Below are 16,989 nucleotides of genomic sequence, written 5' to 3' on the forward strand. Positions count from 1 at the left end.
CGCATCAACTCACCCGGTACGGGGGACTTTCGATGCGCAGCGGTGTCAGCTGATCCTGTTGTTGAACAAGGCAGGTGCTGCCGGCGAGTGCTTTGGGGGACGACATTGGCCCTCACGCTCCGCTGAACGTTACCAGCAAGTATCAGCGTGCTCCACTCAGTTACACAGCGGTGGAGGCGTTCTCCCCGACAGCGACGTACGGCGACTCCTCGCGTGGCAACTGCTTGCGCCCGACGAGGACGAAGTACGCCAACCCCCCGAGGAAGACCACGAGCGCGGTCCAGTCGTTGAGGCGCAGACCGAGGACATGGTGCTGGACGGAGTCGATCCGGAGGTATTCGATCCAGGCGCGTCCGAGCGTGTAGATCATGGCGTACAGGGCGAAGCCACGACCGTGACCGAACTTGAACCGCCGATCCAGCCACAGGATCAGGCCGGCAGCACCGAGGTCCCAGAGGCATTCGTAGAGGAACGTGGGGTGGTACGTGCCTGCGACGCCGCCGGGTGCGTGGGCCGCGTCGATCTTGAGGCCCCACGGGAGAGTCGTCGCCCGGCCGTACAGCTCCTGGTTGAACCAGTTGCCCCAGCGGCCGATCCCCTGCGCGACCAGGAGACAGGGTGCGAGCACATCGGCCACGACCGGCAGCAGTACGCCTGCTCGACGGCACGCGATCCAGACACCGAGCGCGCCACCGCTGATGGCACCCCAGATGCCGATCCCGCCGTGCCAGATCGCGAACGGCTCCCACCACGGCACACCGTGGCCGAAGTAGCGGTCCGAATCGGTCATCACGCTGTAGAGACGGGCACCGACGAGTCCGAACGGGAATGCCCAGAGCGCCAGATCCTGGATGAAGCCGGCGCGTCCACCGCGGGCCTGCCAGCGACGCTCGGCGATGATCACGCAGACGATCGCGCCGAGGATGATCGCGAGGGCATATCCGCGCAGCGGGATCGGACCCAGATGCCACACGCCTTGGTGCGGGCTGGGGATGAAGAGCGAGATCACTCGGGCACAGCTCCGTTCAACATCGCCTGCAGGTCGCCGGCGTACTGCTTGGACGTGGTGCCGATGTCCCAGATCGCCACGGCGACGTGCCTGGCATTCAGCGCGACCACATGCGTGTCGTGGGTCGGTACGTCGTATCCGCCACTCGGCAGACGCTCGGCTCCCTTGACGTACAACTTGAGGGACGACGCAAGGTCGATGATCCGGGCGATCGGGCCCGTGACACCGATGAACCTGGAGTCGTAGCGGTCCAGCCAGCGGCGCTCGACCTTGGCGGAGTCGCGGGCAGGGTCCGTGGTGACGAACACCATCGTGATCTTCGACGTCTGATCGGCGCTGAGCCTGCTGAAGGCCGAGCCGAGCTGACTCATCACGGCGGGGCACTCGTCGGGGCAGTTGGTGTAGCCGAAGAAGACCAGCGTGAGCGGGGTCTGCAGCGTGCTTCCGAGGTCGTACGGCGCGCCGGCGGTGTCGGTCAGGGCGACGGTGGCCGGCTTGTACGGGCCGTAGCCCGAGGCGGTGAACTGGTGCGGGCCCGACGCCTGCTGGCTCGATCCGCACGCGGCGAGCAGCGCGGCTCCCACCAGAGCGACCACCAGTCGCTTGAGATGAGTCAGGTTCAACGGCGTACGCCTTCCGCGAGATCCTTGGTGAGCGTAGCCAGTGCCGCAATGGCGGCCTTATGGTCGCCGTTGGCATCAAGGATCGCGCGGACGAACGCGCTGCCGACGATGACGCCGTCGGCGTACTGGGCGATCTGGTGGGCCTGGGCACCGTTGCTGACGCCGAGACCGACGCCGACGGGCAGGCTGGTCGCGGCTTTGGTGCGTGCCACCAGCGGAGGGGCGAGGTCGGACGTCTGGTTGCGCGCGCCGGTCACACCCATGACAGCGGTGGCGTAGACGAATCCGCGACAGTTGCTGACGGTCAGGCCGATCCGCTCGTCGGTGCTCGACGGTGCGACCAGGAAGATCTTGTCGAGATCGTGCGCGTCGGCGGCCGCGATCCACTCCTGGCCGTAGTCAGGAGTGATGTCGGGCGTGATCAGGCCCGAGCCACCAGCAGCCGCGAGGTCGCGCGCGAAGGCTTCCACGCCGTAGCGCTCGACCGGGTTCCAGTAGGTCATGATCACCGTAGGCACGCCCAGCGTGGCTGTGGCCTCGACGGTCGCGAGCACGTCCTTGGTGCGTACGCCGTTCTGGAGTGCCTGGAGCGCCGCTGCCTGGATCGTGGGGCCGTCCATCACGGGGTCGCTGTACGGCAGACCGACCTCGATGACGTCACAACCGTTGTCGACCATCGCCTTGATCGCGTCGATGCCGCCCGCGACCGTCGGGAAGCCAGCCGGCAGGTAGCCGACCAGCGCGGCGCGGTTCTCCGCCGCCGCCTTCTCGAACGCCACCGCAGTCGTCACAGCTTGAACCATTCCATCGCCGTACCCATGTCCTTGTCGCCGCGGCCCGAAAGGTTGACCAGCAGAGTCGCCTCCGGGCCGAACTCCTCACGCAGCTGCGGCGCGATCTTGATCGCCCCGGCCAGCGCGTGCGCAGACTCGATCGCGGGGATGATCCCCTCGGTGCGGGCCAGGAGCGCGAACGCATCCATTGCCTCGGTGTCGGTCACCGACGTGTACGTCGCGCGGCCGCTCTTGGCCAGCCAGGCATGCTGCGGACCCACCCCGGGGTAGTCCAGACCGGCGGAGATCGAGTGCGACTCGATCGTCTGACCGTCCTCGTCCTGGAGCACGTACGTACGCGCGCCGTGCAGCACACCCTCATCGCCCTGCTGGATGGTGGCGGCGTGGCGGCCGGTCTCGTACCCGTCTCCCCCAGCCTCGAACCCGTAGATGCGAACATCCGGGTCGTCCAGGAAGGCGGTGTAGAGGCCGATGGCGTTCGAGCCGCCGCCGACCGCGGCTGCAATCGCGTGCGGGAGTCGCCCGTCCATCGCCAACACCTGTTCGCGGGCCTCGTCACCGATCCCTCGGGCAAGGTCCCGCACGAGCGTCGGGAACGGGTGCGGGCCAGCCGCGGTCCCGAAGAGGTACGCAGTGTGGTCGACGCTCGCGACCCAGTCGCGCAGCGCCTCGTTGATCGCGTCCTTCAGCGTGGCGCTGCCCGAGTCGACCGGGATCACCTCGGCGCCGAGGAGCTTCATCCGGGCGACGTTGAGCGCCTGACGATCGGTGTCGACCTTGCCCATGTAGACCGTGCAGTCCAGACCGAAGTACGCCGCGGCGGTCGCACTCGCGACGCCGTGCTGTCCGGCACCGGTCTCGGCGATCACCCGGGTCTTGCCCATCCGCTTGGTCAGCAGGGCCTGGCCGAGCACATTGCGGATCTTGTGCGCACCGGTGTGGTTGAGGTCCTCGCGCTTGAGCAGGATCCGGATGCCGAGCTTGTCGGAGAGTCGCTCGGCGAAGTACAGCGGGCTGGGGAGGTTCGCGTACTCCCGCAGGATGGTGTCGAAGTCACGGACGAAGCTCGGGTCCGCCTTCGCCGCGGTCCAGGCCTGATCGAGTTCGAGGAGCGCCTTCATCAGCGCCTCCGGCATGAACCGGCCGCCGAAACCCTCCTCGGATCCCCCGTACCAACCGCGGTCGTCCGCGTCGAAGCTCGTGGTCTCGTTCAGATGCGTCGTCATGTCGTCAGTCCTGTCATCGCGCGTACGGCGGCCTCGGGGTCGCCGTCCTTCACCAGGGCCTCGCCGACCAGGACCGCCCTCGCGCCCTCGTTGACGAACCGCTGCACGTCAGCCGGCGAGAAGATCCCGCTCTCGGCGACCTTGACGCGATCATCGGGGATCAGCGGGGCCAGCCGACCGAACGTGTCGTCGTGGATCTCCAGTGTCTTCAGGTTGCGGGCGTTCACGCCAATCAATTTCGCGCCGAGGGCCACCGCGCGCTCAGCCTCGAGCTCGTCGTGGATCTCCAGCAGCACGGTGAGTCCGAGCTCGCCGGCCGTGTCGTAGAGACGCCGCAACTCGCCGTCGTCCGTGATCGCCGAACACATCAGGAGCACCAGATCGGCACCGTTCGCACGGGCCTCGAGCAGTTGGTACTCGGTGACGATGAAGTCCTTGCGCAGGATCGGCACGTCGACCGCGGCGCGTACGGCTCGCAGGTCGGCGAGCGAACCGCCGAAGCGCCGTTCCTCGGTCAGCACCGAGATCGCAGCAGCGCCGCCGCGGGCGTACGCCTGCGCCAACTGAGCCGGATCCGGGATGTCGGCCAACGCCCCCTTGCTCGGGCTCTTGCGCTTCACCTCGGAAATGACGCTGGAGCCGACGGCCCTCAGGCGCGGCATCGGGTCCAGGGGCGGAGCGACGTCAGCGAGTTGAACCCGGAGGTCGGCGACCGAGGTCACCGCCTGTCGCGCGGCGAGGTCGACGCGTACGCCCTCGATGATCTGGGACAGGACGTCGGACACCCGGACAGTCTCTCAAACATGCTTTCGGGGACTCATCCGCGTCTCGCGCGCCCGCTCGGTCGCCTAGGCTGTCGTCGCACTCCTAGGGGAATCACGATGTCGGACACCACTGCTCAATCACCTGCCCTGCGACCATGGACGGTTCCGGCCGGGGTGGCCACGGGCGCGATCCTCGCCGTGATCATGGTGGCTCGTAGCGTCTTCGATCTGCTTCACCGACCGGCGATCGTCGACCACACCACGCCGGCGACCGCGCGCCATGCGTTCACAATCGGGATCACGGTGGGTACGAGCGTCGGGGTAGCAGTCAGCCTCGTGGTGAGCGTCGTGATTGCCGTGGCAGCGGTGCGGGCGCTCCGCGGTTCGCACGGCTGGCGGATCGCGCTCGTCGCGTTGGCCGGCTGGCAAGCCGTTGGCGCCATCTTCGGCCTCGTTGCGGTGAGTGTCCCGCAGCCGGATACGTCCATCCACATCCAGCGACCCGGTCCGGCAATATTCATCGTGCTCGCGCTCGTGGGCGCGCTCTGCGCGCTCCTGCTCCTGCTCCCCGCCACCAATCAGTGGTACCGCGCTCAACGCCCGGCGAAGGCAACTGCAGCGGCGCCGGGTTGGTACCTGGTCGAGGACGGCGTGCTGCGCTGGTGGGACGGGGCCGCGTGGACCGAGCACACCCACGTCTTCGGAGCTGCCGGCGACCAGCCGACCTCCGACACCCATGACTGAACATACGATCGCGGCCCCGGTGGTGAGCAGGCGTCCGCTTGCACCGACGGCCGGCGCGGTGCTCTCGCTGATCCTGACGGGCATCGCCCTCGCCTTCGGGGGGATCAGGACCACTGGGGTCCTCAGTTACGGGCCTGCCGTGGCCCAGGCGGTGATGCTCGTGGCAATCGGCGTCACCGTCGTCGGGTTCATCGGTTCCATCCGCGCCCTGCAGAACTCCAACGCCGGCCGGCTCACCGCAGCAACACTCGGAATCACCGCGGCGGTCATTGCCGGATTGATCTTCCTCGGCACCCTCACCTCGCAGACCGCGCCGAACCCCGACGACCGGGCACCGCAGGCCGTGGTCCTCATCTCAGCCGCATGGGCCTTCACCTCGACCGCCTCGGCGCTCCTGCTCCTCACGAAGCGGTCGGATGCCTGGTACGTCCGGCGGTGGCGTACGGCTGGCGTCGTCAGCGGGCCTGGCGCCGCGGCGCCGGGGCATCCGCGCGCGACGACCGTCGTGGTGCTGGGAGTCCTCGCGCTGGTGACGACGTTCCTCACCGGGATCCTCGGTCCGGTCCTCGGCGTCCTGGCGTGGTCGATGGCCTCGTCGGAACTCCGTGAGATCCGGATGTCCGGGGCCCGTTACGCCGACGAGGGATCACTCCACGCCGGACGGCTCATGGGCATCATCGCCACCGCGCTCTCGCTCATCCTGCTCGCGGCAATCGTCGTGGCGGTGGTCCTGATCGGCGTCCATCCCCAGCACCAGCCGGCACCTGGTCCGACCGGTGTCGACGTTCTGCCGGCCCGGATTCTCTGACGCCGATATATTGCCGAGCATCCGCACACCGATCTCGTAGGAGACCCATGACCAACTACCCGCCGCCTCCGCCGGCGCCGATGTACCAGCCCCCGACGGGGTACCCGCAGGAACACCCGCGCGGCACGCTGATCCTGGTCTTCGGGATTCTCAGCATCGTCTGCTGCGGTCTCTTCCTCGGCATCCCGGCCTGGGTCATGGGCAGCTCGGCCCTCAAGGACATCGACCGCTCCGGCGTCGTGTACGGCAACCGCGGAACGGTCAAGGCCGGCATGATCTGCGGCATCATCGGTACCGTGCTGAGCGCGCTCGGCATCCTCTTCTACATCGTCGTGATCGTCATCGTCGGCACGACCACGGGCTTCCACTCGACGTCCGGGAACTGACCGCTCGCTCAGACCGGTGCCAGCGCCGTCCCGTACGGGGTGTTGCGGAGCACCATGAAGACCAGCGCCACCACGAGCGCAGTCCACACGACCCACGGTCGCGGGGCTGCGCTCGTCGGCTTTCCGCGCCAGCGTTGCACCACGATCCAGACGAGGACGGCGACGCCGACGGGATAAGCCAGTGTCACCAGCACGTTGCTGTGCAGGGCATGGTCGATGTGCCCTCGGGTGATGTCGTTGACCGCACGCAGTCCGCCACATCCCGGGCAGTAGATCCCGGTCGCGGCGTACAGCGGACACACGCCCCAACTGTGGGTGCGATGCGGGTCCCGGGCACGCAGTGCCAGGGTCGCCGCGGCGAGCCCGCCCGTCATCAGAAGCGGCCCGCGTACGCGCTGCCAACGTGACTGCGTGCCCACTGGCGCCGCAGTCACCACCGAGGCGGTGTCAGAACTCAATGGCTCTCGACGTGGAGGCCCATCTTCGACATCACGACGAAGACGACGCCGCCGACGGCGAAGACCGCCACACCGATCCAGAAGAGCGGCCACGCGAAGGAGTGGCCGAGGTAGGTGATGCCGACGCTGGAGATCAGGAAGCCGATCAGGCCGACGACCACAGCCGTCCAGGCGGCCGGGGTGTTGCCGTGGCTGTCAGACATGCGAGCTCCTCTGAGTTGGTGCAGATCGTGCGGAACAGAGTTTAGGGGTTCCCGTCCTCGGTTGGGTCGCGACCCTCACTCAACTGGCGCCACAGGCCGGCATTGTCGTCCGTGTCGATGCCAGCGGGAGCCTGCGGAGCGTCGTACTTGCGCCCCATCTCCGGCCACGACGGTGCCCAGATCGCGGCGAGGACGGCAGCTGTCGCGGCGAGCACAAGTGACACAGCGGCCACCCACGGCCACCCCGTTGCGTGCGAGCCTTCGTGGCTGGTGGTCAGGTGATGAGCGCTCCCCCACAGGCCCGGGATCGGACCGAGTGCCGCGATCCCGGCGAGGATCGCCACCGTCCGGCGGGCCCAGCCCCTGGTCACCAGGAGGACGCCCCAGGCAGCCAGTGCCACCAACGCCAGCGACGTGGTGCCAGGGCTGGTGAGGTCGTCATTCTGAGACGTCATCAGGGTTGACGCGCCGGTGACGGCGTGTGAGGAGATCCAGTCCTTGGAGCCTGCGTACGCCGCCAGCCCCGAGGCTGCGACGCCGAGGAGCACCACGGGCCAGAACGTACGTCGACGGTCAGTCATCGCTGCCGTAGGCGTCGAGGCGGTCGGCGTCGAAGCAGGTCCGGTCCCCGGTGTGGCAGGCAGCGCCGATCTGGTCGACCTTGACCAGCAGCGTGTCGCCGTCGCAGTCCAGGCGGACCTCCTTGACGTGCTGTGCGTGCCCCGACGTGTCGCCCTTGGCCCAGTACTCCTGGCGGCTGCGACTCCAGTAGGTGGCGCGGCCAGTGGTCAACGTACGCAGCAGAGCCTCGTCATTCATCCAGCCCATCATCAGGACCTCGCCGGTGTCGTACTGCTGCGCGATCGCCGGCACGAGACCGTCGACAGTCCGTTTCAGGCGTGCAGAGATCTGCGGATCCAGCTCGGTCATGTCAGGCATCGTCTCAGACGGAGCGGGTGCGGATCGCGCGCAATACGGCGGCGGTCTGCAGGGCAGCAGAGGTCGCCTCGTACCCCTTGTCCTCCTTCGACCCCGGCAGGCCGGCACGGTCCAGTGCCTGCTCGTCGTTGTCGCAGGTGAGGACGCCGAAGCCGATCGGGACACCGTGATCGAGGCCGACCCGGTTCAGGCCGTCGGTGGCGGCGTTGCAGACGTAGTCGAAGTGCGGCGTGCCACCACGAATGACGACGCCGAACGCGATCACCGCGTCGTACCCGGCCTTCGCGAGTTCGTTCGCAACGACCGGGAGCTCGAACGCACCCGGGACCCGGACGATCGTCGGGTTGCCGACGTTGTAGTCAGCGAACGCCCGCTGTGCGCCGGCGAGCATGCCGTCGATCACGGTCACATGCCACGACGCCGCGACAACCGCGACGCGCAGGCCGCTCGCGTCGAACGCCTCGGTGGTGGGGGCTCCAGCGCCGCTCATCAGTTGCTCTCCTCCGTCAACTCGGATCCGTCCGGGCCGGAGTCGTCCAGTCCGGTGATGTCGTGACCCATCCGGTCACGCTTGGTCAGCATGTACGCCAGGTTGTGCACGTTGGGGCGCACGATCAGCGGCTCGCGCTTGACGCACGGCACACCGTAACCGGCGAGCTCGTCGACCTTGTGCGGGTTGTTCGTCAGCAGCCTTACCCGCTTGATCCCCAGATCGCGGACGATGTGCGAGGCGGCTGAGTACGTCCGGGCATCCGCCGGAAGACCGAGGTCGAGGTTCGCGTCCAACGTGTCGCGACCAGTGTCCTGGAGTGCGTACGCCTGGATCTTGGCGAGCAGCCCGATGCCGCGGCCTTCGTGGCCACGCATGTAGACAAGGACGCCGCGACCCTCCTCCTGGATGCGCCGCAGACCTTCGTGCAACTGCGGTCCGCAGTCACACTTGAGCGAGGCGAAACCGTCGCCGGTGAGGCACTCGGAGTGCACCCGGGCGAGTACGGGCTCGTCGGTGGTGAGCTCCGCAGGGTCGCCGGCGACCAGCGCCACGTGCTCGGCCCCGTCGATCGTGTCGCGGTAGCCGAACACGGTGAAGTCGCCGTACTCCGTCGGCAGCTTCGCGACGGCGGCGCGTTCGAGGTTGACCTCGGTACGACGGCGGTGCCGCACGAGGTCCTCGATGGAGATCATCAGCAGCCCGTGCTCGTCAGCGAACTCACGCAGTTCGCCGGCGCGCTTCATCGTGCCGTCATCGTTGACGATCTCCACGAGCACGCCCGCCGGGGTCAGACCGGCGAGGCGGGCCATGTCGACGGCAGCCTCGGTGTGGCCACGGCGGACGAGGACGCCGCCCTCGCGGTAGCGGAGTGGGAAGACGTGGCCCGGCCGGGTGAGTTCCCACGGCTCGGTCGCACTGTCAGCCAGCACGCGCGCGGTGTGCGCACGGTCCGCCGCCGAGATGCCGGTGGAGACGCCGTCGCGTGCGTCGACCGAGATCGTGTACGCGGTGCGCAGCTTGTCCTTGTTGTGCGGGGTCATCAACGGGATCTCGAGCCGGTCGAGCATGTCGCCGGGCATCGGTACGCAGATCACTCCACTGGAGTGGCGGATCGTGAACGCCATCAACTCCGGCGTCGCCTTCGCCGCGGCGAAGATCAGGTCGCCCTCGTTCTCACGACCCTCGTCGTCCACGACGACCACGGCCTTGCCGGCCGCGATGGCCTCGATCGCGTCCTCGACCGAGTCGAGGCGTACGCCGCCGTGCTGAATCGGCGCCGTTGAAGGGCTCTCGGTCATCGGGTGACTCCGTTCTGGGTGCTCTGCAAGAGTTTTTCGACGTGCTTGGCGAGGACATCCGCCTCGAGGTTGACGACTCCGCCGATCTCGCGGAAGCCGAGGGTCGTACGAGCCAGGGTCTCCGGGATCAGGCTGATGGTGAAGCTGTCCTCGCCAGCCTCCACGACGGTCAGGCTGACGCCGTCGACGGTGATCGAGCCCTTGTCGACGAGGTAGCGGGACAGGTGCTCAGGCAGCGAGATCTCCACGACGGTCCAGTGGTCGCTGGGCGTACGCCGCAGCACCCTGCCGGTGCCATCGACGTGGCCCTGGACGATGTGGCCACCGAGGCGCGTCTGAGGCGTCACCGCGCGTTCGAGATTGACCCGGTCCCCCGGCTTGATGCCGGTCAGAGACGTCTTGTCGAGCGTCTCTTGCATGACATCGGCGGTCCAGGTGGGCGTGCCCTCGCCGGTGACGCCGGTCGCGGCCACGGTCAGGCAGCAGCCGTTGACGGCGATCGAGTCGCCCAGCTTGGCGTCCTCGAGCACGACCTCGGCCGCGATCGTCAGGCGACAGGCGTCGCCCTGCTCCTCGATCTCCACGACCCGGCCGAGCTCTTCCACGATTCCGGTGAACATCTAGCTCGTCTCCATCACTAGGCGGACGCAGGGCTGCTCGTCCGCGGACTCGATGATTGCAATATCAACGACCGTCGGACGCAACGCGTCGGCGATCGTGCTGATTCCCAGGTCGGCCACGGCATTGCGGCCCGCTCCCAGAAGCATCGGGGCGACGTACGTCACGATCTCGTCGATCAGGCCGGCCGCGGCGAACGCAGCAGCCAGGGTCGGGCCACCCTCGAGGAAGACGTGTCGCTTCTCCATCCGCCACAGGTGCTCGAGCACCATCGCCGGGTCGTGCGTGGCCATCACCAAAGTCGGTGCCGCATCGTCGAAGACCTTCGCGTGAACCGGCAACGCCCGCTCGCCCACGACAACCCGCAGCGGCTGCACTGCTGCCGGAAGGTCATCCGCGTCACGGACCGTGAGGCTCGGGTCGTCGACCGCGACCGTGTTGGTCCCGACCATGATCACGTCGCACTCGGCACGGCGTACGTGCGTGTCCCGGCGGGCAGCCGCGTTCGAGATCCAGCGCGAGGTGCCGTCTGCTGCGGCGCTTCGGCCGTCCAGCGTCGTCGCGAACTTCCAGGTGACGTACGGGCGCTGCAACTCCGTCGCCCGACTCCAGACCCGATTCACCGCACGCGACTCCTCCGCCAGGAGACCGGACTCGACCTCGATCCCGGCAGCACGCAGGGTCTCCGCACCACCCGACGCGATCGGGTTCGGATCGCTCTGGGCGTACAGGACGCGGGACACGCCCGCATCGATCAGCCGTTGCGCGCACGGGCCGGTGCGACCGGTGTGGTTGCACGGCTCGAGCGTCACGATCGCGATCGCACCACGGGCTCTCTCGCCGGCCTGATTGAGCGCGTCGGCTTCCGCGTGAGGCGTACCCGCCCCGCGGTGGTAACCCTCGGCGATGACCGTGCCGCGCTTCGACAGCAGGACGCAGCCAACCCGGGGGTTCGGCCACAACGGAACATCTGGGCTGGCGGCAAGCTCGATGGCGCGACGCATCGCTTGAGCGTGCGTCAACCGCACTGCGCTGCGGGCGATCAGCATCGTGGCCTCCGTGGTCCGGTCGCGGACTCCACGGGGCAATTCGCCGGCACGCGTGCGTACGCACGGCGCTGGCGCGTGCGCTTCTCATCCGGACTTTAACCGTCGGTCCAGGATTTCCACCTGGTCAACCGTCCGCCTCCAAGGAGGCTCGCGGGTCGCGGACTGTCACCGCCGGTGCGGACTTTCACCGCCCCCAGAGCACGCGAGTATCAACTCGTTGTCGCCAAGCCTAGCGCGTACGCCGTCGGACCTTGACTTGTGCTGTCGTTTGACGTGTCAGGTACGTCAAACGACAGCGCCACCTTGTCCATCCACAGGCCTGGAATCGGGGCTGGCGCCGAACTCGATCCTGACTCAGGGTCGACCGATGGACGACGAAGGACTCGCACGCCTGCTCCGCTGGACCCAGGAGGGGATCGTGGCCAGGAGGCAGTTGACCTCGCTCGGCGCAACCCATGGCGACATCGAACGCATGACCCGTCGCAGAGAGCTGACGCGGATTCATCGCGGCGTCTTCGCCAACCACACAGGTCCCTTGTCGTGGGACCAACGCGCCTGGGCTGCTGTTCTCGCGCTGGAGCCCGCTGCCCTGTGCTTCAGGTCGGCGATGCCGGGCGGCCCCAGGACCGGCCCAGTCCACGTCGCGGTGACGGCGCAGCGGTCCACGCCGAGGTACGCGGGAGTCGTCGTCCACCGCATGGCCGACCTCGGTCACCGGGTGAACTGGAACGGCGAGCCGCCTTGCGTGTGGCCAGCCCACGCGACCCTGGACGTTGCCGCCCGCGCCGCCGACGAGGCTGAGGCGTTTACAGCGATCGCGACAGCCATCCAGACCCGCGAGGTCTGGCCGGACTCGCTGCGACAGGCTCTGGAGGGGCGGCCGCGGATCGCGCGGAGACGACTGCTCTCCGCATTGATCGATGACGTCGCGACGGGGCAGCACTCGGTGCTGGAGCGAGGGTTCGCTGCGCTTGAACGGCGCCACGGCCTCCCACAATCGCAGCGCCAGGTTGTCGCCGTCGGTCCTGACGGCACGATCCACCGTGACGTCGTCTATCCGTCGCAGGGGATCGTCGTCGAGCTCGACGGGCGAGCCTTTCATTCCTCGACCCAAGCGCGAGACCACGATGCGGCCCGGGATCTCAAGGCAGCCGCTGACGGGATGGTGCCCGTCCGGCTGACCTACGGGCAGGTGTTCCGGGACGGCTGCCGTACCGCCGCAAACCTCGCAACCCTGTTGCGCCGCCGAGGTTGGTCAGGTGTACAGACGCGATGCCCCAACTGCTCGTAGTGCTGTCGTTGGACGCGTCAGGTACGTCGAACAACAGCGCTACGGTCGTCAGACGGTCGCCTCGGCTTTGGCTCTGAGCGCCTTGACCATCTGGTCCGGGTCCGCCGCCGAGTACACGGCGCTGCCGGCGACGAACACATCGGCACCCGCCTCCGCGCACCGTTCGATCGTCTCCATCGAGACGCCGCCGTCGACCTGGAGCCAGATCTCGCCGCCGGTCCGCTCGATCAGTTCGCGGGTACGCCGGATCTTGGGCAGGCACAGGTCGAGGAACTTCTGTCCGCCGAAGCCGGGCTCGACGGTCATCACGAGCACCATGTCGAGCTCGGGAAGCAGGTCGGCGTACGGCTCGATCGGTGTCGCCGGCTTCAGCGCCATCGAGGCGCGAGCGCCCTGTTTGCGCAGTTCGCGGGCGAGGCGTACCGGCGCCTTCGCCGCCTCGACGTGGAAGGTGACACTCCTCGCGCCGGCCTCGGCGTACGCCGGCGCCCAGCGGTCAGGATCCTCGATCATCAGGTGCGCGTCCAGCGGGATCTCGGTCGCCCTAGAGAGCGCCTCGACCATCGTCGGGCCGAACGTCAGGTTCGGTACGAAGTGGTTGTCCATGACATCGACGTGCACCCAGTCAGCACTGGAGATCCGGGCGATCTCAGCGCCGAGATTGGCGAAGTCCGCGTTGAGGATGGACGGGGTGATCTGCATGCAGCGCGACACGCCTCCGAATCCTACGCATGTGGCGCGCATCATGATCGTGACAATTGCGCAACCTGACTGAACGGCGTTAAGTTATCGCTGTTCACCGACGTTTTGTCCCTCAGTGCTGATGGAGCCCTGCATGCTGAATCGCATCGCCAACCTCGCGATCCGCGCACCTCGCCGCGTACTCGTCGCCGCCGTCCTGTTCCTGATCGGCGCCGGCGTGCTCGGCGCCCCGGTCGCCCATTACCTCAAGTCCGGCGGCTTCACCGTCGACAGTTCCCAGTCGAACCAGGCCACGATCGAACTGGACAAGAAGTTCAACGGCGCCGCGCCGAACCTGATCATCCAGATCAGCACGAACGGCAACCAGCAGACGGACCCGGCCTCCCGGACCGCCGCAGCGGCCGCGTCGGCGCAGGTGGAAGCAATCCTGAAGTCACACGAGAAGGCCACCGCCTCCGGTGACGACACGCACTACGTCGGCGCCATCCGCAGCGTCTCGAACGTCCCGCCGTCAGCTCGGGCGGCGCTGGTCGCCAAGGATCACACCGCGACGCTGGTCCTGGGCAACATCAGCGGCGACGACTCCATCATGCAGACACGCGCTGGCGACCTCGGCAAGGAACTGGCAGACAAGGTCAAGGTGCCCGGGGCGACCATCACCGTTGGCGGCTCAGCGACCGGCTATCACCAGGTCAACGACCAGACCGTCAAGGACTTGCTCGTTGCCGAGGCCATCTCGATCCCGCTCACGGGCATTGCGCTCGTCCTCGTGTTCGGCAGTGCCATCGCCGCACTGCTCCCGCTCCTGATCGGCGGCTTCGCGATCATCGGGACCCTGGCGGAGCTGCGCATCCTCACTTGGTTCACCGACGTCTCGGTCTACGCGCAGAACATGACCACGGCGCTCGGCCTGGCACTTGCCATCGACTACGCCCTGTTCATCATCAGCCGCTACCGCGAAGAGTTGCGCAAGGGCACGGACCGCGAACAAGCCATCATCACCACGATCAACACCGCCGGGCGTACCGTCCTCTTCTCCTCGCTCACCGTCGCACTCTCGCTGGCTGCTCTGGCGGTCTTCCCGATGTTCTTCCTCAAGTCCTTCGCGTACGCCGGGCTCGTCGTGGTCGGGTTGGCGGCTTTCGCCTCGCTGGTGATCCTGCCTGCAGCTCTGGTGCTGCTCGGCGACAAGGTCAATGCGTACGACGCCCGCAAGGGCATCCGGAAGCTGCTCGGACGCCCTGAGCCGCTGCCGAAGCCCGAGGAGAGCGGTCTGTGGTTCCGCCTCGCCCACCGAGTGATGAAGCGCCCGCTTGCGTTCGGTGGCGCCGTGGTGGTCCTGCTGCTCGCGCTCGGTGCGCCCTTCCTTCAGGCGAACTACGGCTACCCGGACGACCGGGTCCTCCCCCAGTCGGCCAGCGCCCGCCAGGTGGGCGACGACATGCGTACGAACTTCACCCTGAACGCCGGCGCCTCGCTGGCCGGGATCGGGGCGTACGACCCCGCGGCCGATCCGGGCATGAAGAACCTGGCTGCATACACCGCACAACTCTCGCGGGTGGCCAACGTCGACTCGGTGGTTTCGGCCGCCGGCCTCTACCGCCACGGCGCTCGCGTGGTCGACCGCCAGGCGCCCCCGGTGACGGCGGCGCAGAAGGCAGCTCTCGTGCAGCAGTCCGACGCCTTCGCGAAGGCGTACGTCAACGACGGCTCCGCACGCTTTGACGTGGTCGGCGCCGTGGACCCGTTCTCCAAGGCTGGGAGCCAGTTGGTGAAGGACCTGCGCGCGGTCAGTGCCGACGGCATCAGCACCCAGTGGACGGGATGGGCAGCCTTCAACCTCGATGCGATGACTGGTCTCGGCGCGACCCTGCCGATCGCGCTGGCTCTGATCGCACTGAGCACGTTCATCGTGCTGTTCCTCTTCACCGGGAGCGTGGTGATCCCGCTTAAGGCACTGGTGATGAACACCCTCTCGCTGACCGCCACCTTCGGAGCCATGGTGTGGGTGTTCCAGTGGGGGCACCTCTCGAGCGTGCTCGGCTTCACCTCGGCCGGCTATCTCGTGGCCAACATGGTGGTCCTGGTCTTCTGCATGGCCTTCGGCCTGTCGATGGACTATGAGGTGTTCCTGCTCTCTCGCATTCGCGAGGAGTGGGTCGACAGCGACCAGAGCCACGACGCGAACACACACGCGGTCGCGTACGGCGTGGGCCGCACAGGTCGCATCGTCACCTCCGCTGCGGCGCTGATGGCGATCGTCTTCGCGGCGATGATCAGCTCGAAGATCCAGTTCATGCAGTTGTTCGGCCTGGGCCTCACCCTGGCCGTCCTGATGGACGCCACCCTCGTCCGCGGCATCCTGGTGCCGGCCTTCATGCGCTTGATGGGCAAGGCAAACTGGTGGGCACCCAAGCCGCTGGTCGCCCTGCACGCGCGGTTCGGACTCTCGGAGGCGGAAAACGTTGCCTGAACAGACCCGGCGTCGCTCGCCGCGCGGTTCCGGAGAGGAACTGCGCGGCGAGATCATCGCCGCTGCCCGTGACCTGATGGCGAAGGCGGCGACCTCGGACGACGTCTCGATCCGGTCAGTCGCCGGAGCCGTCGGAGTCACGGCCCCCTCGATCTACCTGCATTTCGCTGACAAGCAGGAATTGATCAGCGCGGTGGTCGTCGACGTCTTCGACGAGCTCGACCAGGCGATGGTGACTGCTTCGCAGTCGGTCCCGGATCCGCTGGATCGCCTCCAGGCGATGGGGCTGGCGTACGTACGTTTTGCCATCGACTACCCCGAGCACTACCGCGTCGCGACCATGGATCCATGTCCTCGCCCGGACGTGGACCTGATGTTGGCCCAGGGCTGTTTCGTGCACTTCCAGGAGGTGGTCGCGGAGTGCGTCAACACCGGCGTCTTCGCGCCCGGCGACATCACCCTGCTCACCATCGAACTCTGGGCAGCGGCTCACGGCATCGCGGCACTCCTGGTCGCGAAGCCCGACCTCCCCGTCGGTGACCCGATGCTGATCGCCGACCGCGTGCTCACCGCCTCAGCTGTCGGACATCTGGCGTCGCCTTCATGAGCCTCTCGGTCTCTGACGAGCGGGCGCTGTTCGAGGGAATGGTGGATCGGCAGCGTGCCGAGATCGCCTCACTGCTGGACGACCTCGACGAATCAGAGGCTCGCGAGCGGTTGGTGCCGTCGCTGACCACTCCCCTGGGCTTGGTCAAGCACTGCACTTTCGTGGAGAAGGTCTGGTTCCATGCGCGGGTCGCCGATGTCCCCCGGGCGGAACTCGGGATCCCGGACGAGGTTGATCCCAGCTTCGTGCTGGAACCAACCGACACCATCGACTCGATCCACACGGCATTCCTCGCCGCGTGTGAGCGCTCACGGGAGATCGCGTCCACCCACGACCTCGACGACACCTTCCCCTGGTACGAGCACCGGGTGAGCCTGCCGTACATCTACGACCACCTGATCGCCGAGTACGCCCGGCACGCAGGTCACGGCGACATCCTCGTGGAGCAGATCAGGGCTCGAAGGGCCGACCGGTCCAGCGACTGACCTGGCCGGCAAATCCGGT

The 16,989-nt window shown here is 67.6% G+C and carries 21 protein-coding genes and 1 riboswitch; of the genes, 7 read left to right on the forward strand and 14 right to left on the reverse strand.

Features of this window, described 5'->3' with window-relative positions:
* Window positions 1-160: 160 nt before the first annotated feature.
* Genes lgt through trpC form a run of 5 tightly spaced genes read right to left on the reverse strand, consistent with a single transcriptional unit; the run spans window position 161 to window position 4,437 of the window.
* Complete coding sequence (lgt, locus tag KCTC_RS02700; protein ID WP_125566521.1) at window positions 161-1,009, reverse strand: prolipoprotein diacylglyceryl transferase; 849 nt, start codon at window positions 1,007-1,009, stop codon at window positions 161-163.
* On the reverse strand, window positions 1,006-1,632 hold the full coding sequence (locus KCTC_RS02705) for an SCO family protein (protein ID WP_125566523.1): 627 nt from the start codon (window positions 1,630-1,632) through the stop codon (window positions 1,006-1,008). Before KCTC_RS02705 ends, lgt begins: the two co-directional genes overlap by 4 nt.
* Window positions 1,629-2,435, reverse strand: a complete 807-nt coding sequence (gene trpA, locus KCTC_RS02710) for a tryptophan synthase subunit alpha (protein WP_125566525.1) — start codon at window positions 2,433-2,435, stop codon at window positions 1,629-1,631. The genes KCTC_RS02705 and trpA overlap by 4 nt, the downstream gene beginning before the upstream one ends.
* On the reverse strand, window positions 2,420-3,652 hold the full coding sequence (gene trpB / locus KCTC_RS02715) for a tryptophan synthase subunit beta (protein ID WP_125566527.1): 1,233 nt from the start codon (window positions 3,650-3,652) through the stop codon (window positions 2,420-2,422). The genes trpA and trpB overlap by 16 nt, the downstream gene beginning before the upstream one ends.
* Window positions 3,649-4,437 (reverse strand): indole-3-glycerol phosphate synthase TrpC, encoded by a 789-nt coding sequence (gene trpC, locus KCTC_RS02720; RefSeq protein WP_125566529.1) that lies wholly within the window; start codon window positions 4,435-4,437, stop codon window positions 3,649-3,651. The genes trpB and trpC overlap by 4 nt, the downstream gene beginning before the upstream one ends.
* Window positions 4,438-4,533: 96 nt before the next feature.
* Between trpC and KCTC_RS02725 the strand changes: the two genes are divergently transcribed.
* From KCTC_RS02725 to KCTC_RS02735, 3 genes are read left to right on the forward strand one after another with little or no spacing between them, the layout of a single operon-like run.
* Window positions 4,534-5,160 (forward strand): DUF2510 domain-containing protein, encoded by a 627-nt coding sequence (locus KCTC_RS02725; RefSeq protein ID WP_164512445.1) that lies wholly within the window; start codon window positions 4,534-4,536, stop codon window positions 5,158-5,160.
* Window positions 5,153-5,968, forward strand: a complete 816-nt coding sequence (locus KCTC_RS14810; protein ID WP_179951406.1) for a hypothetical protein — start codon at window positions 5,153-5,155, stop codon at window positions 5,966-5,968. The genes KCTC_RS02725 and KCTC_RS14810 overlap by 8 nt, the downstream gene beginning before the upstream one ends.
* A gap of 47 nt (window positions 5,969-6,015) precedes the next feature.
* Entirely contained in the window at window positions 6,016-6,354 is a 339-nt protein-coding gene (locus KCTC_RS02735) for a DUF4190 domain-containing protein (protein ID WP_197715234.1), read from the forward strand.
* 8 nt (window positions 6,355-6,362) lie between these two features.
* Here the strand turns inward: KCTC_RS02735 and KCTC_RS02740 are convergent, their stop codons facing one another.
* The 8 genes from KCTC_RS02740 to ribD are packed head-to-tail and all read right to left on the reverse strand — an operon-like array spanning window position 6,363 to window position 11,367.
* Entirely contained in the window at window positions 6,363-6,812 is a 450-nt protein-coding gene (locus KCTC_RS02740) for a DUF2752 domain-containing protein (RefSeq protein ID WP_197715235.1), read from the reverse strand.
* Window positions 6,809-7,015, reverse strand: coding sequence for an HGxxPAAW family protein (locus tag KCTC_RS02745; RefSeq protein ID WP_125566533.1), 207 nt, complete (start codon window positions 7,013-7,015; stop codon window positions 6,809-6,811). The genes KCTC_RS02740 and KCTC_RS02745 overlap by 4 nt, the downstream gene beginning before the upstream one ends.
* Before the next feature lie 41 nt (window positions 7,016-7,056).
* Entirely contained in the window at window positions 7,057-7,596 is a 540-nt protein-coding gene (locus KCTC_RS02750; protein WP_125566535.1) for a Trp biosynthesis-associated membrane protein, read from the reverse strand.
* Complete coding sequence (gene hisI, locus KCTC_RS02755) at window positions 7,589-7,945, reverse strand: phosphoribosyl-AMP cyclohydrolase (RefSeq protein WP_197715236.1); 357 nt, start codon at window positions 7,943-7,945, stop codon at window positions 7,589-7,591. Before hisI ends, KCTC_RS02750 begins: the two co-directional genes overlap by 8 nt.
* A 13-nt stretch (window positions 7,946-7,958) precedes the next feature.
* Window positions 7,959-8,444 carry a 6,7-dimethyl-8-ribityllumazine synthase gene (gene ribH / locus KCTC_RS02760; RefSeq protein WP_125566539.1) on the reverse strand — a complete coding sequence of 162 codons (486 nt, stop codon included), beginning with the start codon at window positions 8,442-8,444 and terminating at the stop codon, window positions 7,959-7,961.
* Window positions 8,444-9,745: a bifunctional 3,4-dihydroxy-2-butanone-4-phosphate synthase/GTP cyclohydrolase II gene (locus tag KCTC_RS02765; RefSeq protein WP_125566541.1), complete on the reverse strand. Its 1,302-nt coding sequence runs from the start codon at window positions 9,743-9,745 to the stop codon at window positions 8,444-8,446. The genes ribH and KCTC_RS02765 overlap by 1 nt, the downstream gene beginning before the upstream one ends.
* Window positions 9,742-10,365: a riboflavin synthase gene (locus KCTC_RS02770; RefSeq protein ID WP_125566543.1), complete on the reverse strand. Its 624-nt coding sequence runs from the start codon at window positions 10,363-10,365 to the stop codon at window positions 9,742-9,744. Before KCTC_RS02770 ends, KCTC_RS02765 begins: the two co-directional genes overlap by 4 nt.
* Window positions 10,366-11,367: a bifunctional diaminohydroxyphosphoribosylaminopyrimidine deaminase/5-amino-6-(5-phosphoribosylamino)uracil reductase RibD gene (gene ribD / locus KCTC_RS02775; protein WP_125566545.1), complete on the reverse strand. Its 1,002-nt coding sequence runs from the start codon at window positions 11,365-11,367 to the stop codon at window positions 10,366-10,368.
* 116 nt (window positions 11,368-11,483) lie between these two features.
* A riboswitch (FMN riboswitch) is annotated at window positions 11,484-11,618 on the reverse strand.
* Between the two features lie 161 nt (window positions 11,619-11,779).
* Between ribD and KCTC_RS02780 the strand changes: the two genes are divergently transcribed.
* Window positions 11,780-12,703, forward strand: coding sequence for a type IV toxin-antitoxin system AbiEi family antitoxin domain-containing protein (locus tag KCTC_RS02780; RefSeq protein WP_125566547.1), 924 nt, complete (start codon window positions 11,780-11,782; stop codon window positions 12,701-12,703).
* A 48-nt stretch (window positions 12,704-12,751) separates the two neighbouring features.
* On the opposite strand, the gene rpe is transcribed toward KCTC_RS02780, so the two are convergent.
* The gene (gene rpe, locus KCTC_RS02785) at window positions 12,752-13,405 is read right to left on the reverse strand and encodes a ribulose-phosphate 3-epimerase (RefSeq protein WP_125569974.1); all 654 of its coding nucleotides are present in this window, start codon (window positions 13,403-13,405) and stop codon (window positions 12,752-12,754) included.
* Between the two features lie 133 nt (window positions 13,406-13,538).
* Between rpe and KCTC_RS02790 the strand changes: the two genes are divergently transcribed.
* From KCTC_RS02790 to KCTC_RS02800, 3 genes are read left to right on the forward strand one after another with little or no spacing between them, the layout of a single operon-like run.
* On the forward strand, window positions 13,539-15,878 hold the full coding sequence (locus tag KCTC_RS02790) for an MMPL family transporter (RefSeq protein ID WP_125566548.1): 2,340 nt from the start codon (window positions 13,539-13,541) through the stop codon (window positions 15,876-15,878).
* A complete protein-coding gene (locus KCTC_RS02795) occupies window positions 15,871-16,485 on the forward strand; it encodes a TetR/AcrR family transcriptional regulator (RefSeq protein ID WP_125566550.1) in 615 nt (204 codons plus the stop codon). Before KCTC_RS02790 ends, KCTC_RS02795 begins: the two co-directional genes overlap by 8 nt.
* A complete protein-coding gene (locus tag KCTC_RS02800) occupies window positions 16,482-16,970 on the forward strand; it encodes a DinB family protein (RefSeq protein ID WP_125566552.1) in 489 nt (162 codons plus the stop codon). The genes KCTC_RS02795 and KCTC_RS02800 overlap by 4 nt, the downstream gene beginning before the upstream one ends.
* Window positions 16,971-16,989 lie beyond the last annotated feature (19 nt).

The organism is Nocardioides baekrokdamisoli (genome assembly GCF_003945325.1).
Taxonomy (GTDB): Bacteria; Actinomycetota; Actinomycetes; order Propionibacteriales; family Nocardioidaceae; genus Nocardioides; species Nocardioides baekrokdamisoli.

What these genes read in the sequence shown, in the direction of transcription:
- trpA (WP_125566525.1), bottom strand. Translation starts at nt 2,435, where the DNA reads ATGGTTCAAGCTGTGACGACTGCGGTGGCGTTCGAGAAGGCGGCGGCG.
- trpB (WP_125566527.1), bottom strand. Translation starts at nt 3,652, where the DNA reads ATGACGACGCATCTGAACGAGACCACGAGCTTCGACGCGGACGACCGC.
- KCTC_RS02725 (WP_164512445.1), top strand. Translation starts at nt 4,534, where the DNA reads ATGTCGGACACCACTGCTCAATCACCTGCCCTGCGACCATGGACGGTT.
- KCTC_RS14810 (WP_179951406.1), top strand. Translation starts at nt 5,153, where the DNA reads ATGACTGAACATACGATCGCGGCCCCGGTGGTGAGCAGGCGTCCGCTT.
- KCTC_RS02735 (WP_197715234.1), top strand. Translation starts at nt 6,016, where the DNA reads ATGACCAACTACCCGCCGCCTCCGCCGGCGCCGATGTACCAGCCCCCG.
- KCTC_RS02745 (WP_125566533.1), bottom strand. Translation starts at nt 7,015, where the DNA reads ATGTCTGACAGCCACGGCAACACCCCGGCCGCCTGGACGGCTGTGGTC.
- KCTC_RS02750 (WP_125566535.1), bottom strand. Translation starts at nt 7,596, where the DNA reads ATGACTGACCGTCGACGTACGTTCTGGCCCGTGGTGCTCCTCGGCGTC.
- hisI (WP_197715236.1), bottom strand. Translation starts at nt 7,945, where the DNA reads ATGACCGAGCTGGATCCGCAGATCTCTGCACGCCTGAAACGGACTGTC.
- ribH (WP_125566539.1), bottom strand. Translation starts at nt 8,444, where the DNA reads ATGAGCGGCGCTGGAGCCCCCACCACCGAGGCGTTCGACGCGAGCGGC.
- KCTC_RS02765 (WP_125566541.1), bottom strand. Translation starts at nt 9,745, where the DNA reads ATGACCGAGAGCCCTTCAACGGCGCCGATTCAGCACGGCGGCGTACGC.
- KCTC_RS02770 (WP_125566543.1), bottom strand. Translation starts at nt 10,365, where the DNA reads ATGTTCACCGGAATCGTGGAAGAGCTCGGCCGGGTCGTGGAGATCGAG.
- ribD (WP_125566545.1), bottom strand. Translation starts at nt 11,367, where the DNA reads ATGCGTCGCGCCATCGAGCTTGCCGCCAGCCCAGATGTTCCGTTGTGG.
- KCTC_RS02780 (WP_125566547.1), top strand. Translation starts at nt 11,780, where the DNA reads ATGGACGACGAAGGACTCGCACGCCTGCTCCGCTGGACCCAGGAGGGG.
- rpe (WP_125569974.1), bottom strand. Translation starts at nt 13,405, where the DNA reads ATGCAGATCACCCCGTCCATCCTCAACGCGGACTTCGCCAATCTCGGC.
- KCTC_RS02790 (WP_125566548.1), top strand. Translation starts at nt 13,539, where the DNA reads ATGCTGAATCGCATCGCCAACCTCGCGATCCGCGCACCTCGCCGCGTA.
- KCTC_RS02800 (WP_125566552.1), top strand. Translation starts at nt 16,482, where the DNA reads ATGAGCCTCTCGGTCTCTGACGAGCGGGCGCTGTTCGAGGGAATGGTG.